This is a genomic window from Pseudomonas quasicaspiana, assembly GCF_021147825.1.
Lineage (GTDB): Bacteria > Pseudomonadota > Gammaproteobacteria > Pseudomonadales > Pseudomonadaceae > Aquipseudomonas > Aquipseudomonas quasicaspiana.
In genome coordinates this window covers 13,098-29,025 of record NZ_JAGTPI010000011.1, presented here as the reverse complement: position 1 = coordinate 29,025, position 15,928 = coordinate 13,098, and the positions used below count along the sequence as shown (strand labels likewise).

General features: G+C 58.0%; 14 protein-coding genes. 7 read left to right on the top strand and 7 right to left on the bottom strand.

The annotated features are described in order from the left end of the window. Positions 1 to 7: 7 nt before the first annotated feature. The gene (gene thiE, locus KDX30_RS09680; protein WP_099269441.1) at positions 8 to 634 is read right to left on the bottom strand and encodes a thiamine phosphate synthase; all 627 of its coding nucleotides are present in this window, start codon (positions 632 to 634) and stop codon (positions 8 to 10) included. Positions 635 to 657: 23 nt separating this feature from the next. Continuing rightward, positions 658 to 1,455 carry a hydroxymethylpyrimidine/phosphomethylpyrimidine kinase gene (locus KDX30_RS09675; protein WP_122396824.1) on the bottom strand — a complete coding sequence of 266 codons (798 nt, stop codon included), beginning with the start codon at positions 1,453 to 1,455 and terminating at the stop codon, positions 658 to 660. A 396-nt stretch (positions 1,456 to 1,851) separates the two neighbouring features. On the opposite strand from KDX30_RS09675, the gene KDX30_RS09670 reads away from it, so the two are divergent. The 4 genes from KDX30_RS09670 (at position 1,852) to KDX30_RS09655 (ending at position 7,996) form a co-directional block, all read left to right on the top strand. Continuing rightward, positions 1,852 to 3,846, top strand: coding sequence for a sensor histidine kinase (locus tag KDX30_RS09670; protein WP_231675624.1), 1,995 nt, complete (start codon positions 1,852 to 1,854; stop codon positions 3,844 to 3,846). A 119-nt stretch (positions 3,847 to 3,965) separates the two neighbouring features. Continuing rightward, the gene (locus KDX30_RS09665) at positions 3,966 to 5,615 is read left to right on the top strand and encodes an acyl-CoA dehydrogenase family protein (RefSeq protein WP_231675623.1); all 1,650 of its coding nucleotides are present in this window, start codon (positions 3,966 to 3,968) and stop codon (positions 5,613 to 5,615) included. A gap of 184 nt (positions 5,616 to 5,799) precedes the next feature. Further along, entirely contained in the window at positions 5,800 to 7,296 is a 1,497-nt protein-coding gene (amn, locus tag KDX30_RS09660) for an AMP nucleosidase (RefSeq protein ID WP_176560639.1), read from the top strand. A gap of 67 nt (positions 7,297 to 7,363) precedes the next feature. Continuing rightward, positions 7,364 to 7,996 (top strand): pseudouridine synthase, encoded by a 633-nt coding sequence (locus KDX30_RS09655; RefSeq protein WP_027901837.1) that lies wholly within the window; start codon positions 7,364 to 7,366, stop codon positions 7,994 to 7,996. 112 nt (positions 7,997 to 8,108) lie between these two features. Here KDX30_RS09655 and KDX30_RS09650 read toward each other — a convergent pair whose 3' ends face one another. Both KDX30_RS09650 and KDX30_RS09645 read right to left on the bottom strand, forming a co-directional pair. Next, the gene (locus KDX30_RS09650; RefSeq protein WP_027901836.1) at positions 8,109 to 8,309 is read right to left on the bottom strand and encodes a DUF2788 domain-containing protein; all 201 of its coding nucleotides are present in this window, start codon (positions 8,307 to 8,309) and stop codon (positions 8,109 to 8,111) included. Positions 8,310 to 8,325: 16 nt separating this feature from the next. Next, positions 8,326 to 8,805 carry an Lrp/AsnC family transcriptional regulator gene (locus KDX30_RS09645; RefSeq protein WP_027901835.1) on the bottom strand — a complete coding sequence of 160 codons (480 nt, stop codon included), beginning with the start codon at positions 8,803 to 8,805 and terminating at the stop codon, positions 8,326 to 8,328. A 438-nt stretch (positions 8,806 to 9,243) separates the two neighbouring features. On the opposite strand from KDX30_RS09645, the gene KDX30_RS09640 reads away from it, so the two are divergent. Next, positions 9,244 to 10,395 (top strand): DUF6515 family protein, encoded by a 1,152-nt coding sequence (locus KDX30_RS09640; protein WP_099269447.1) that lies wholly within the window; start codon positions 9,244 to 9,246, stop codon positions 10,393 to 10,395. A gap of 1 nt (position 10,396) precedes the next feature. Here the strand turns inward: KDX30_RS09640 and KDX30_RS09635 are convergent, their stop codons facing one another. Further along, positions 10,397 to 11,290, bottom strand: coding sequence for a cation diffusion facilitator family transporter (locus tag KDX30_RS09635; RefSeq protein ID WP_099269448.1), 894 nt, complete (start codon positions 11,288 to 11,290; stop codon positions 10,397 to 10,399). Positions 11,291 to 11,311: 21 nt separating this feature from the next. Beyond that, positions 11,312 to 11,731 (bottom strand): hypothetical protein, encoded by a 420-nt coding sequence (locus tag KDX30_RS09630; protein WP_027901831.1) that lies wholly within the window; start codon positions 11,729 to 11,731, stop codon positions 11,312 to 11,314. Positions 11,732 to 12,126: 395 nt separating this feature from the next. On the opposite strand from KDX30_RS09630, the gene KDX30_RS09625 reads away from it, so the two are divergent. Then, positions 12,127 to 12,684 (top strand): RBBP9/YdeN family alpha/beta hydrolase, encoded by a 558-nt coding sequence (locus KDX30_RS09625; RefSeq protein WP_231675622.1) that lies wholly within the window; start codon positions 12,127 to 12,129, stop codon positions 12,682 to 12,684. 40 nt (positions 12,685 to 12,724) lie between these two features. After that, a complete protein-coding gene (hrpB, locus tag KDX30_RS09620) occupies positions 12,725 to 15,256 on the top strand; it encodes an ATP-dependent helicase HrpB (RefSeq protein ID WP_231675621.1) in 2,532 nt (843 codons plus the stop codon). A gap of 235 nt (positions 15,257 to 15,491) precedes the next feature. Here the strand turns inward: hrpB and KDX30_RS09615 are convergent, their stop codons facing one another. Continuing rightward, on the bottom strand, positions 15,492 to 15,920 hold the full coding sequence (locus tag KDX30_RS09615; RefSeq protein ID WP_231675620.1) for a hypothetical protein: 429 nt from the start codon (positions 15,918 to 15,920) through the stop codon (positions 15,492 to 15,494). Positions 15,921 to 15,928: the final 8 nt, after the last annotated feature.

Below are 15,928 nucleotides of genomic sequence, written 5' to 3'. Positions count from 1 at the left end.
GGCGCGATTAGCGGCTGGAAAGCAAGGCGTTGAAGGCGCGGGCGCGGCGGGTAACTTCCTGAGTATTTTCGGCACCGAACAGGCCGTGTACCACGGCCAGCAGGTCGGCACCGTGCTCCACCAGTTGCGGAGCATTTTCCAGGGTGATGCCACCGATGACGGCAATCGGCATATTGAAGCGGGCCCGGGCCTGAGCCAGAACGTCCAGCTCGATGGCGGGGGCGTCGGGTTTGGTCGTCGAGTTGAAGAAACGTCCGAAAGCGAGATAAGTCGCACCGTCCGCCTTGGCTTTCTCAGCCATTGCGAGACTGCCGTGGCAGGTCGCGCCGACAATCGCCTTGTGGCCCAGCAGTGCGCGGGCGTCGGTCAGTGATCCGTCGGTTTGACCCATGTGCACGCCAACACCCAGACGAGCCGCAACCTCGGCGTCATCGTTGATAATCAAACGGGTTTTGTACTGCTCGCAAAGCCTCAGCAGAGCGGTGGCTTCACGCAGGCGTTTGGATTCATCGCCGGACTTGTCACGGTACTGCAGCAGTGTAACGCCGCCATCAAGGGCGGCTTCGACGTAAGACAGGAATTTGCCAGCCAGCAGGCGACTGTCGGTAACGGCATACAAGCCACGTAGTTTCATAGAAAAAGCCTCATCACGTGGCGTTACGAACAGAAGTCCAGGGGCAGGCGACGGGGAACAAATTGTCCTTTACCCAGCTGTTCAGCATCGCGCAACGTGCGCCAAGTGTAGTCAAGCGCGGTCTGCACGGCGCTGATCAGGTTTTCACCTTGCGCCAGTCGGCCCGCCAGGGCGCTTGCCAGTGTGCAGCCGGAGCCGTGGTAGCTGCCAGGCAGGCGCTGGCAGATGAAGGTGCGTGTTTCACCACCACGGATATACAAGCGGTTATGGACTTCCACTTCATCACCATGGCCGCCGGTGATCAACAGATGCTCGCAAAATGGCAGCAGCTTCTCGGCGCACTCGTCGGCTGTGCCTTCCGGCAGCTCGGCCAGAATTCGGGCCTCCGGCAGATTGGGCGTCGCAATGGTTGCCAGCGGCAGCAAGCGCTCACGCATGGCATAGCCGACTTCATCCTTACCCAACCGTCCACCGCCGCCTGCGCGTAGCACCGGGTCGCAGACCATCGGCAGGTGCGGATGCGCTTCAAGCAGCTCTACGACGGTATCGACCATTTCCAGCGAACCGAGCATACCCAGCTTCACTGCGGCGACAGTCGAGTCGTTGAGTACGGCATTGGCTTGCGCCAACACCCATTCGCGGTCCAGCACCCTGAAATCGGTGACATTCACGGTGTCTTGAACGGTCAAGGCGGTGATTGCCGGAGCTGCGTGGCAACCCTGGGCGAGCAATGCTTCGATATCTGCTTGCAGACCGGCACCACCACTTGGATCGTGGCCGGAGAGGCAGAGGACAACAGGGCGGGAGCTATAGATATTCATGGTGCGCGAGCTTACCACTAAACTTTTTTGGGCACCGCTCAGTGGACTCGGAATTTTCATACAGCCGATAGAGATTCTGACGCGACGCTCAGCGCATGAATTTATTCTGAAAAAAGGTCGATCTGTCTGTAAGTGCCGAGATAGAGCCTTTAAGGAGTTTTCATAAATTAATGCATAAGACCATTAGGCAGCTATGCTTTAACGCGTTGGCATGAAATAGTGATGGCATTAACCCGGTACCGCTGTTTGAGGTGAGCAGGTCTGCACAAACAGGCCCGCATTGAGTTCGTTGTTTCAGTCTGTCTGGAGCTACTCTAAAAAATCAGGAATCGCAGAAAGCGTCGCTCCAATGGAAGGGGGCCAGCGGCGTCAACTGACGAATCTATCCGGGGCTTTATGCGCTATTTGTTGATCATGCTGGTCGCCTTGTTGTCGCAGCTAGCCAGTGCCGTCGAATTCGACGAGAGCACTCGCAGCCTGGCGTTGGGCCGTGCAGTTCAGGTGTTTGAAGATGTCAGCAGCGAAGCGACGATCAGTGATGTCAGCTCGGCGGCAATGGCATCGAGTTTTCGAGCCCTCGACAGTGACACCCTCAACGCCGGCTTTTCCAACTCTGCCTTCTGGCTCAGGGTGGACTTGCGCTATATGCCCAAGGACGTAACCGCGCACCGCGACTGGATGGTAGAGCTCGCCTATCCGCCCATGGATTACGTGGACTTTTACTTGCCCGATGCCATAGGCACCCAGCACCTTGCCTGGCAGACCGGGGACATGCTGCCGTTCTCCAGCCGACAGATCAAACAGGCTAATTACCTGTTTGAAGTCAGTCTGGAGCCCGGGCAAAACAAAACCATTTACTTGCGTGTAAAAAGCGCTGGTTCGATTCAGGTCCCGCTGAGTATTTGGGACAGCAGTGCCTATCTGGAAGATCAACCACCGCGCATGTATGTGTTGGGTGTGCTGTACGGCGTGCTTCTGGTGATGCTGATCTACAACCTGTGCATCTATCTGGGTGTGCGTGACGTCAGTTATCTGTATTACGTGCTTTACATTGCCCCCCTCGGGCTTTATCAACTGGCGCTCAACGGCATCGGTGTCGAATTTCTTTGGCCGGAAAGTCCCTGGCTGGCCAATGTTGCGCCTTTGTTCCTGCTGATGATGTCGGTTCTTTTTGCTTGTCAGTTCGCCCGTTCTTTCCTGCAGACCAGGAAAATCGGCCCCTGGCTCGATCATTCGCTGGTGCTGGTCATGGCCGCCGCAGGCGTGGTGATGCTATTGAGCCTGTCACCCAACATCAGCCTCGCGTTTCGCCTGTACGGCGGGTTGATGCTGATCTTTACCTCGATGATTTTTGTCGCTGGCATCACTGCAATGTGTCATGGGGTACGTGAAGCTCGTTACTTTGTCCTCGCCTGGACTGCGTTTCTGCTGGGCAGCGTTATTCACGTCGGCATGTTGGCGGGGTATCTGCCACACAACTTCTTCACCATGTACGCCAATCAGATCGGCTCGGCGATGGAAGCTGCGCTGGTTTCCATGGCATTGGCTGTGCGGATCAATCAGAGCCGTGAGGAACATGCGCAAATCATGCGCGAGGCCCGGGAAAACCTTGAGCGTGCCAACCAGCAACTGGCAGCAAGCAATCGGCTCAAGGATGAGTTCCTCGCCTCGCTGACTCACGAACTGCGCACCCCGATGAATGGCGTGATTGGTTCACTGGAACTGATGCAGACCGTAGAGCTGAATCCCGAACTCTCTTCGTATCACCAGACCGCTGCCAGTTCTGCACAGGACATGATGGGCATGGTGAATGGCATTTTGACCCTGACAGAGCTGCAGGCAGGAAGGCTTCATGTCGTGCCTGAATCCTTTGATTTAAGGTGCCTTGTTTATGGGCTCAAGGGGCAGTTCACCAACGCTGCGCAGGACAAAGGGATTAAATTGATCGTCGAGTGGGTGGAGCCGTTGCGGGCCGGTCTGATCGGGGATGTCTATAAATTGCGCCAGTGTCTGGAATGTCTTCTGGACAACGCGATCAAGTTCACCCAGTTCGGCTCGGTCAGAATCCGCGTTCAGCAGCAGGCACAAGGCGAAGAGCAAGTGCAGTTGTTAATTGAGGTCATCGATAGCGGCATAGGCTTTACCCGGCTGGATGAGTCGACGCTCTATCAGCACTTCTTTCAGGTGGACGGCTCGTTGACCCGTCAATACGGCGGGTTGGGCATTGGCCTGGCTATTTGTCGACAGTTGATTGAGTTGCATGGCGGGCGGCTCAGCCACAGTTCAGCGCCGGGAGAGGGCAGTTGCTTTGCGCTCAAAGTGACGCTGGGATGCGCGGCGCGGAATTTCGCGCCTGCAGAAACGTCTGTGAAACTGCACAGCGCTGACTAACAGAGGCAGGGCAAAAGCGCCGTGGATTCGTCGTGTATGGCGCTTTTTAAAGCGAGGTGTGCGTGATTCACTTCATGTCTGGTTGTGCTCGAAGCGCACCCGACAGAGAGGATATCGCCATGAACCTGCATCAGTTCGCCGAAACCCACGAAGTCACCAACCAGCCGCCCCCTCTGGACGGCGCGAATCTCTATCGCATCGATCTGCCGCTGCAGCAATGGACGGAGCGCTTTGGTGCCGGTTGGGCTCAGGGCCGAATCGATGCGTATGGCGCGCTGGCGGGCGGGCCGCTGATGGAGGCGGGTTTTCTCGCCAATCAGAACAAGCCGGTTTTCGCCAGTCATGATCGGTATGGGCATCGTATTGATCTGGTGGAGTTCCATCCGGCTTACCACCAGTTAATGAGTACGGCGGTAGAGCATGGCATCCCGTCGCTACCCTGGACTGATCCACAACCCGGTGCCCATGTTGCCCGCGCCGCCATGAGCTACCTGCACAGTCAGGCCGAAGCTGGTAGCGGATGCCCATTGACCATGACTTTTGCCAGTGTGCCGGCGCTGCGCGTGCAGCCTGATCTGGCTGCACGGTGGCTGCCGAAAATCCTTGCACGGGAATACGATCCCCGAAATATCGGCATGGCGCACAAGGCTGGCGTGACCATCGGTATGGCCATGACCGAGAAGCAGGGTGGCACCGATGTTCGCGCCAATACCACGCGGGCCTATCCCGTTGGAGCGTCAGGCCCGGGCCAGGCTTATGAGCTGGTCGGGCACAAATGGTTTTGTTCGGCGCCGATGTGCGATGCGTTTCTGACGCTGGCGCAGACCGACAAGGGCTTGACCTGTTTTCTGCTGCCAAGGCATCGTCCGGATGACACCCGAAATGAGTTTTACATACAGCGTTTGAAGAACAAGCTGGGCAATTGGTCCAACGCGTCCAGCGAAGTGGAATTCCGCGGGGCGTTTGCCTGGATGCTCGGTGAAGAAGGCCGTGGTGTGCCGACCATTATCGAAATGGTTGGTATGACCCGCTTCGACTGCATGGTCGGGTCCAGTGCCCTGATGCGTCAGGCCTTGAGCCAGGCCGCGCATCATTGCGCTCATCGCAGTGTTGGCGGTCGGATGTTGGCCGAACAGCCTTTGATGCAGAACGTACTGGCTGATCTGGCACTGGAGAGCGAGGCCGCGCTGGCCTTGAGCATGCGCATGGGGCGCGCACTTGACCATCTGGACGATCCGCACGAGGCGCGTTTCGCCCGGTTGGTGACGGCAGTGGGCAAATACTGGATCTGCAAACGAGCCCCGGCCATGATCAATGAGGCTGCGGAGTGCATGGGCGGCGCGGGGTATGTCGAGGACAGCATCCTGCCGCGGCTTTATCGTGAAGCACCGGTCAACTCCACGTGGGAAGGCTCCGGTAACGTGCAATGCCTGGACGTGCTGCGGGCGCTGTCCAGGGAGCCGGGCGTGCTTGATACCCTGTTCGCCGAGTTGGGCGACGGGCATGGCGATCAGGATCTGGCGATGCATATCGATGGCTTGAAAGCCGCGTTTCGGGATACCGGTGATATCCAGTACCGGGCTCGACAACTGACCGAAGACATTGCGCTGGCGCTGCAGGCCAAGCTGTTGCTTGAAGCGGGCAATGCGGCGGTCAGTGATGCGTTTATTGCCAGTCGACTGGCGTCGCGGAGTTCGGTGTACGGCACCTTGCCAAGAGGCGTTGATGTGCAAGCGCTCGTTGCACGATCCACCCCGATGGTTGGCTGAGGCACATAACCCGCCGGGATCGCCTCGCTCCCAAAAGTCCATGTATGCCGTAAGTTGGTAGCACCTCTGGAATATTTGGTGTTTGTCCCGGCCTTTCCCAATTAAAGTCGGTCTCACCTGTTCATGACTAGGCATAACCTTCCGCACTACGCCACTAGTGCCTTCCCTTCACGATGCAGGCAAGATGGGCCACTGCAAGATCAGAAGGATACTAATTGTGACTGAAACCTTTATTGTCGTTGAAACGCCTGAACAAGCCGTGGATCGCCTTGCTGAGCTGCATGAGCGCGCAACCAGTGCGCTGAGTAAGGCACTCAAGCAGTATCTGAAAGACCGGATCGAGCCTGATGCCGAGCAGCGTGCCCTGTTCCGTTATCCAGAATTGCGCCTGACTTATCACTGCCAGGGCGAAGTGCCGCTGACCACTCGCGCTTATGCCAAGGTTCAGTTGCCCGGCAACTACAGCGTGACCGTGACTCACCCGGCAGCCTTCCGCAAATACCTGCTCGAACAACTCGGGCCATTGATGAACGATTTCACGATTACGGTGGAAGTCGGCGTCAGTGAGCAAAACATCCCGTATCCCTATGTGGTTGAGCAGGGCGACGAACTGGCGGGTTCTGGCGTAACGGCCGCAGCGTTGGCGCGGGTTTTCCCCAGCACTGACTTGTCTGCCGCCACTGATGGCATCGCCGACGGTCTGTACGACTGGGCCAACACCGACCCTCTGCCGCTGGCCTTGTTCGATGCCGCCCGCGTGGACTTTTCCCTGCGACGTCTGGTGCATTACACCGGTAGCGACTGGCGTCATGTGCAGCCGTGGATCCTGCTGACCAACTATCACCGCTACGTTGACCAGTTCATCGTCCACGGGCTGGAAAAGCTGCGTGAAGACCCGCGTTTTGTACGCATGGTTCTGCCGGGTAACGTCATCGTCGAGAAGAGCATGGATCACGGTGAAGCGCAGGCCATCGTCGCCAGCGTGGTCTGGCATCGGTATCAAATGCCGGCTTATCACCTGATTGCTGAAGACGGTCATGGCGTCACGCTGGTCAACATCGGCGTAGGTCCGTCCAACGCCAAGAACATCACCGATCACCTCGCCGTGCTGCGTCCGCATTGCTGGCTGATGATCGGCCACTGTGGCGGGCTGCGCCAATCCCAGACTATCGGCGACTACGTGCTGGCTCACGCCTACATGCGTCGCGACGGGATTCTTGACCGGGTACTGCCGCCTCATATTCCGATTCCTGCGTTGGCCGAAGTGCAGTTGGCTCTTCAGGAATCTGCAGCGCAGATCACTGGCGAGCGAGGCGACGATCTGAAGAAGCGTCTGCGCACCGGTACGGTTCTGACCTATGACGACCGTAACTGGGAACTGCGCTGGGCCCAGGAGCGTCCGCTGATCAACCTGTCCCGTGCAGTGGCTGTGGACATGGAAAGTGGCACCATTGCAGCCCAGGGCTATCGCTTGCGGGTGCCGTACGGCACGTTGCTCTGCGTTTCGGACAAGCCATTGCACAGCGAAATCAAGCTGCCCGGCTCGGCCAACGCGTTTTACGAGCGCGCGGTCAGCCAGCATTTGAAGATCGGTATTGCAGCACTGGACCTGATGCGTACTCAGCTTAATTCGCTGCATTCGCGCAAACTGCGCAGCTTCGATGAGCCGCCGTTCCGTTGATTTATTAGGTGATGAACGAAAGGGCCATTAAAGTGGCCCTTTCTGTTTTCCGAATACCGAAACTGTCATGTCCCGTACCCAGCGCCCTCCTGCTCGTCGCCCATCGCCTGCCAATGCCGGTGCAACCCGCCGTGTCGCCAAGGCTCCGCCCGCCGAGCCTAAGCTCATCCTGTTCAACAAGCCATTCGATGTGCTGACTCAGTTCAGTGATGGAGAAGGGCGGGCGACACTCAAGGATTTCATTGAGATCCCCGGCATCTATCCAGCCGGACGACTGGATCGGGACAGCGAAGGTTTATTGCTGCTGACCAACGACGGCCAGCTTCAGGCGCGCATCGCTGACCCGAAACACAAACTGCCGAAAACCTATTGGGTGCAGGTTGAAGGTGAGCCGAGTGCCGAGCAGTTGCAGCAATTGCGTGACGGTGTGCAGCTCAATGACGGCCCGACCTTGCCCGCTCAGGCTCGGCAACTGGACGAACCACAACTCTGGCCACGCGATCCTCCGGTGCGCTTTCGCAAAAGCGTGCCCACCAGTTGGCTGGAGTTGATCATCAAGGAAGGCCGTAACCGACAGGTTCGGCGCATGACTGCCGCGGTAGGTCTGCCGACGCTAAGGCTGGTGAGGGTCAGGATTGGCGACTGGACGATTGAAGGGCTGGATCAAGGGCAATGGCGGGAAGTGCCCGCGAAGCTGTGAGCAGGTCTAGACCTTGTGGGAGCAGAGCTTGCTCGCGATACAGGCAACGCGGTCTATAGTGAATCGCGTGCAGCCCTATCGCGAGCAAGCTCTGCTCCCACATGAAATTGCTTTAGCTCTCAAGATAAGCAATCACAACCGTCTTGATCACAAACGCCATAATCCCCAGGCCCAGCACGAAGAACAGGATGAGGGTGCCGAATCGTCCGGCTTTGGACTTCTTCGCCAGGTCCCAGACGATGAAGCCCATGAAGCCGACCAGAAGGGTGATGAGGCTTGTCATCATCCATTGTTCGTAAACTTCAGGCTCCATCACGCTCTCCAGCCAATCAGTTGCGCAGATGCACCAAAGGCAGCTCGGTGCTGGCCAGCACCTGATTGAGCACGAAGCTCGATTTCACGCTGGTAACACCGTCGATACGGGTAAGGTGCCCTAACAGCAGCTTTTGATAGTGATCCATGTCAGCTACCACGACTTTCAACTGATAGTCCGCATCCATACCGGTCACAAGGCTGCATTCGAGGACCTGAGGCAGGTTGCGAATCTGTGCTTCAAAGTTCTCGAAGCGGTCGGGCGTATGCCGATCCATGCCGATCAGTACGTAGGCTGTCAGATTGAGGCCAAGCTTCTTTCGGTCCAGCAGTGCAACCTGTCTGACGATGTAGCCATCGTCTTCCAGCTGCTTTACGCGTCGCGAGCATGGCGAAGGGGACAGACCGATTCGTTCAGCCAGCTCCTGATTGGAGATGCGCGCGTCGCGCTGCAATTCCGCCAAAATACTCAGATCATATCTGTCGAGTTTGCTCACGAAGTTCACCTTCCTGGGTTGTATTGCGCTGAATTATTCATCCGAAGCTAAAAATTGCGCAAGTAATGTTTTATCCCGCAATTTTAGCAATCCTGTGCTAACGCCTCAGGCCTATGCTTTTAAACAGAATCACTGCCCGGACATAGCGTCCAGCGCGGCTCGCCCAATCAGGCCAGCTGCGGCCTCCAGCCCAAAAGGGTTGGCACGGCCCCCGGGCTACATACTGTCCAGAAGACGGCATGAGGTGAGCCGACGCCACAAGCGTTGAGCCAGGACGAAATTCTCGAAGGGGGGCCGCAAGGTCCCCCTTTTTCTTTGTGCATGGTTGTTTGTGCACAGGAACATGTTCGCGCTAGTAGCGTGCTGATAGCATGCGGCGAACGGCGCATCAATAATGCAGTCTTAACCACATACATCCGGCGCCCCTGTGAGGAAAGCATGAAATCCCGTATCTGGCATTTGGCAGGTTTGAGCCTGTTATGTGTAAGCATCAGCACTCAGGCTTTGGCCGGGGATGACGCACCACGTGATCAGATTCGTGGCAGCGCGGGCGCGGGTCAGCAGCGCGAGCAACCCAATGCTCCGCAGCAAATGCAGCAGCGCCAGCAACAGAACCTGCAACAGCAACAGATCCAACAGCAGCGCGGTGTCGAGCGTCAGCAGGATCAGCAAATGCGTGATGTTCAACGTCAGCAGCAACAGCAGATTCAACAGCAACAAAATCAGCAACGTCAGGTCGAGCGCCAACAGCAGCAACAGATTCGTGACGTTGATCGCCAGCAACAGCAGCAGATTCAGCAGCAGCAAATTCAACAGCGTCAGGTTGAGCGCCAGCAACAACAGCAAATTCAGCAGCAACGCCAGGTTGATCGTCAGCAGCTACAGCAGCGTCAGGACAATCTGCCGATTCAGAGCGGCCCCGGCGAGGCGCGCCAGACCCAGCCACCGCGTCAGGGGTATTACCAGGACCAGAACAATGGTTATCGCGGGAGTCGGGGTGATAACCGTCCTAATGATCACTGGACCGGTCGTCCTGATGGTCACGGCAATGGCTGGGGTCCCGGCCCGCAATATCGTCCGGGCCATGTGATTGACCGAGTGCCGGGCAGTTATTCCCGCGTCCCGTATCGCGGCCTGGATTACTACTATTCGGACGGCTACTGGTACCGTCCGCAAGGTCCGCGCTATGTGATCGTGACGCCGCCGTATGGCGTACGAGTACGCAGCTTGCCGGCCTATTCTCAGGAAGTCTGGATTGGCAGCTCGCTGTTCTTCGTGGCTGCCGGGACGTACTACAGCTATCAGCAAGATACACAGGATTATGTGGTGGCCTATCCGCCGCAAAACGTCGAGCCGGTTTATACGCCACAGGCGCCTGCATCCAGCCCGTATGACCCGGTCGCCTACCCAAACAATGGCCAGAGCGCCGAGCAGGTCGCACAGGACAAATATGACTGCTATCGCTGGTCGGTAGAACAGAGCAGCTTTGATCCGGCCGAACCGAATGTAAACAATGCACCGGCGATGATTCAGGTCTACCGTCGTTCGATGGTGGCTTGCCTGATGGGGCGCGGCTACACCATTAACTGATTCAGATTGTAGCTGGGCGCACGACTTCCTGCGGGTCGGCGTGCACCAGCACTTCGGCCTTCGGATACTCGCTGTTGATCGCGGCTTCAACCTGATCGCAAAGAGCGTGGGCGACGGACAGCGTCAGGCTTCCCGGCAACTCCAGATGCAACTGCACGAACCAATGGTTGCCGGAAATCCTGGTGCGCAAGTCATGGGCACCGAGTACGCCCGGTACGCTGCACGCCAGCTCCAGCATTCTTTCGCTGACATCCGTCGGTAATTCCTGATCCATCAGCACCGAAACGGTTTCCCTGGCGATCTGGAAAGCACTCCACAGGATGTACAGGGAGATACCCAGGCCAAACCAGGCATCCAGTTGCTGCCAGCCGAACCATGCCAACACCAGCGCTAGCAGAATGCCCATGTTCAGCAACATATCTGAGCGGTAATGCAGCGAATCGGCGCGGATCGCGGCGGAGCCGGTTTCCTTGATCACTTTGTGCTGGAAGGTCAGCAGGGCAAAAGTCAGCACCAGCGAAAGCAACATCACGGCGATGCCCAGACCGGGCGAGCCTATCGGTTCCGGATTCTGAATCCGCTCGACCGCCTGAAAGCCGATCAGGCAGGCACTGACTGCAATGAATAGCGCCTGTGCCATGCCCGACAGCGCTTCCGCCTTGCCATGCCCATAACGGTGATCGTCATCGGCCGGTCGCAGGGCGTAATGCACCGCCAGCAGGTTCAGAAATGATGCCGCTCCATCGAGCAACGAATCGGTCAACCCGGCTAGCAGGCTGACCGATCCACTGAGCCACCACGCCACCGCCTTGGCAATGATCAGGGTACTGGCAACCGCCAGCGAAGCCCGGGTTGCCAGACGCAACAAGCGGGCGTGTTCGAGGCTGGTGCTCATGGTGCTTCCTTCAGATTACAGTCAGGCCGACGGGGCGAGGCCCAGCGCTGCCAGTTGTTGCACACTGCCGCGATGCTGGATCAGGCGTGGATCGTTCAATGGCAGAGTGCGACCCAGTTCGGTTTCCAGAATGGCTTGCAGCTTGCTGTTGTCGACGCTGCCATCAGCGTTCACAGCCGGTTGCAGTTTTTGCGGGTCGATCTGCGCACTCTGGCCGTGCGGGAAGTAGATCGCGCCGGTAGCGAAGTCGACACCAAAGGCGATCAGGCCAGGGATTACGTAAAACAGCAGGCCGACCGCGTCGAGCACGGCGATCGCCGGGTCAATCTTGCCATCGATCTGGCCACGACGATCAGGATAGAAAATGCTGCCGCATGCGGTGAGTTGGGTCAGCAGAGTAGCGACCACAACGCCGCCGATTAAACGAGAAGGAATGCGCATGAACATCTCCAGGAGTTGAAGTGGCAACTATACAAGGCAAATAACGCAGAGCTATGACTATTGCATGGTTCGGCGGTTCGCTGGCGTAACTCATTAGTGGCCAACATGCAGAACAATGAATTGAATGCACTTTCCTGGAGCTGCCAAGTGTCCCTGACACCGCGCTGTCTCGCAGTAGACACGTATCTGTAGGAGCGCGCTTGCCCGCGATCACGTCAGTGCAGGCGATGTATTCATCGACTGAAAAACCGAATCGCGGGCAAGCGCGCTCCTACAGGTAAAAAACATTCAAATCAAATATTTGCATTTTTCGGGTAGGAGCTGCCTATAGCATCCATGATTTACCCACCAGCCAAACCACTGCATATTACTGACACATCCAAAGGAGACGAATGATGTCAATCAGGGTTTTGACGTTGCCGGGGCTGTTCAATTCGGGCGAAACCCATTGGCAATCGCAGTGGGAGCGGCAGTTTCCCGAGCTGCACAGGGTTGAGCAGCAAGACTGGGAAACACCGGTCGCAGCGGATTGGGTTGAACGCCTCAATCAGGAAATCACGGCAACCGACGGTGAAGTCGTACTGGTCGGTCACAGCCTGGCCTGCACCTTGATCACTCTTTGGGCCGGGCAATATCCAGAGGTGAATAAAGTACGCGGCGCCTTGCTGGTGGCTCCCAGCGATACGGAAGCAGAAAGCTATCCGCCCGGTACGAGCGGCTTCACGCCGATGTCGACGCGGCGCCTGCCATTCCGAAGCATCACAGTGACGAGCACGAATGACCCCTATGTCACCCAGGAACGAGCCCGGCTCTTCAGTGAGGCGTGGGGCAGCGAGTTGATCTGGCTGGAGAATGCCGGGCACATCAACGGACAATCCGGTTACGGTCCTTGGCCCGAGGGTATCGAGTTGTTGTACCAACTGACGGGCGACGCTCGTTTTAAGCTCAAATAGCCATCGGCACGTATAATCTGCGGCCTGTTCTGGAGCCGCTATGATTTCCCTGCCCATTGATGCTGTTTTACCCGACCTGCGCCAGGCGCTGTCCGAGCGCCATGAAGCGGTGCTCGAAGCCCCGCCCGGCGCAGGCAAAACCACGCGCGTGCCGTTGGCGTTGCTTGAGGAAACCTGGCTGGCCGGGCAAACCATTCTCATGCTCGAACCACGCCGTCTGGCAGCGCGGGCAGCGGCTGAACGACTGGCCAGTGAGCTAGGCGAAAAGGTGGGTGAAACGGTCGGCTACCGGATCCGTCTGGAAAGCAGGGTAGGGCCCAATACCCGTATTGAAGTCGTCACCGAAGGCATTCTGACCCGACGCTTACAGGATGATCCGGCGCTGGAAGGCGTGGGCTTGCTGATTTTTGACGAGTTCCACGAGCGCAGCCTGGATGCCGATCTGGCGTTGGCCCTGAGCCTGAACGGCCGCGACCTGTTTCGCGACGAGCAACCGCTGAAGATCTTGCTGATGTCGGCCACTCTGGAGGGCGAGCGGCTGTCGAGTTTGCTCGACGATGCGCCGGTGGTGCGCAGCGACGGTCGGATGTTCCCGGTGCAGATGCAGTGGGGGCGACCGTTTCAGCCCGGCGAATTCATCGAGCCGCGTGTGGTGCAGACGGTGCTGGATGCGATCAACGATGAAAGCGGCAGCCTGCTGGTGTTCTTGCCGGGGCAGGCCGAGATTCGGCGGGTCAATCAGCAACTGGCGGATGCGCTGGGCTCGCGCTCCGACATCATGCTGTGTCCCTTGCACGGCGAGCTTGATTTGAACGCCCAGCGTGCCGCTATCGAACCTGCGCCCAAAGGCATTCGCAAAGTGGTGCTGGCGACGAATATTGCCGAAACCAGCCTGACCATTGATGGCGTGCGCGTGGTGATCGACGCCGGGTTGGCGCGGGTGCCGCGTTTCGATCCGGGCAGCGGCATGACCCGCCTCGACACGCAGCGGATCTCCAAAGCCAGCGCAACTCAGCGCGCGGGTCGAGCAGGGCGGCTGGAGCCGGGAGTGTGTTATCGGCTGTGGTCCGAAGCTCAACATGAACAATTGGCTGCTTACGGTGCAGCGGAAATTCTTCAGGCCGATCTCGCGGGTTTAGCCTTGCAACTGGCGCGCTGGGGCGTAACGCCAACACAGCTGGTCTGGCTCGATGTACCGCCCGCTGCGGCTTACGGCCAGGCTCAGGATTTGTTGGTCCGTCTGGGCGCGCTGACCCGTGAGCCGGGGCAAGAGCCCAAACTCACCCCTCATGGTCAGGCCATGGCTGAGTTGCCCGCTCACCCGCGTATCGCCCATTTGCTCCTGCGCGGTCAGGCGCTGGGCCTTGGCAGTCTGGCCTGCGATGTTGCTGCACTGCTTGGCGAGCGCGACATTTTGCGTGGTGCCGGTGCCGATCTGCACAGTCGTCTGACGCTGCTCGATGGCAGTGAGCGTGCTGCCCGTGGCGCTCAAGGCGGCGTGCAACGGGCCAAACAACTGGCTCGCCAATATCGCGGCTATTTGCGCGGTTCTGTGTCTGAACCCGTCAGCGACCCAGACCATCCGCGCTGGCTTGGCGCGCTGCTGGCGCTGGCGTATCCCGACCGGGTTGCGCAACAACGCAAGGCGGGTGGTGCGGAATACCGCCTGGCCAATGGTCGTGCCGCCTTGTTTGCCGAAGTCGATGCGTTGATGAAGCAACCGTGGTTGGTTATCGCCGACCTTGGCAGTCGTCAGGGTCAGCGCGAAGAGCGTATCTACATGGCAGCCGAGTTCGATCCTGCGTTGTTTGATTCGGTGTTGGCGGAACAAGTGGTTCAGCTCGACCAACTGGATTGGGATGAGCGCGAAGGTGTGTTCCGTGCCGAGCGGCAGCGCAAGGTGGGGGAGTTGATTCTAAGTCGTGAGCCGCTGGCCGGGCTGGACGAGTCCGCCAAAGGTCAGGCTTTGCTGGCTTTGGTGCGCCGTAAAGGTCTTGAGCTGCTGCCGTGGACACCCGAACTGCGCCAATGGCAGGCGCGGGTCGGCCTGTTGCGTTCGCTGGATCTTGAGCAGAAAGACAGCAGCGAATGGCCGGATGTCAGTAACGCCGGTTTGCTTGAGCGGCTGGAAATCTGGTTGCTGCCGTATCTGGGCAAGGTCTCGCGGCTCAGCCATTTCAGTAATCTGGACCTGTCGTCGATCCTGCACAACCTGCTGCCGTGGCCTTTGCCTCAGCGTCTGGATGAGCTGGCGCCACACCACTTGAGCGTTCCGTCGGGTTCATCGGTGCGTCTGGATTACAGCGAACACCCGCCGATTCTCGCCGTGCGCCTGCAAGAGCTGTTTGGTCTGGCAGATACACCACGCATCGCCAACGGGCGGCAGATCGTCAAACTGCACCTGCTGTCCCCGGCCCGCCGTCCGGTGCAGGTCACACAAGACCTGGCCAACTTCTGGCGCAGTACCTATGCCGAAGTGAAGAAGGATTTGAAAGGAAGATACCCCAAGCACTATTGGCCGGATGACCCGCTGATTGCCGAGCCGACGGCGCGGACCAAGCCGAGGAAGTAAAGGCGCTTTAGGAGAGCGCCTTCTGTGCCTGCCACAACCCTATCGCGCAGCAAACACGGTCCCTGTAGGAGTGCACGAGCACCGCGAGGCCGCGATAGCGATTTGCCTGACACACCGCCATCGCTACCTCGCGGTGCTCGTGAGCTCCTACAGATATTTGTTCAAGTTCGCGGAAACTCAGGGCAACGCCGGCAACAAAAAACAGCCAACTACATCAGATGGTTACGAGATGAATTCAATATGAAGGCATCAACTCGCCGACCGCTCCAGAAACAACATCAAACGAAAATCTGTAATCCAGATTATTGATGTTTACAAAGAAGCACAGTTGCCCGGACACATAATAGACATCAGAAAAAATTCCTTGGCCGACTACGGTTTTTGCAGCCGCGCGGACATCCCACATCAGGTCGCCGTCAGGCTTGATAATCAAGGCTTCATTTCCTTTGATATCAAAGGGAGCAATCACAACCGCTATGCCAGTAGCGTCCACTAATAATTCGGGAATCAGTTTCTGGGGATTTTCGATTTTGTGAGAACACCCAAGAAAAGACCATGCGACTCCGGTAGGCAACAGCTCCCACACGCTCAAGCCTTGAGAGTTGGCACCGCGGTCAGATGATCCAGGATTGTCGATCACCGAATAGTTTTCAATAACGCTCACTTATCCAC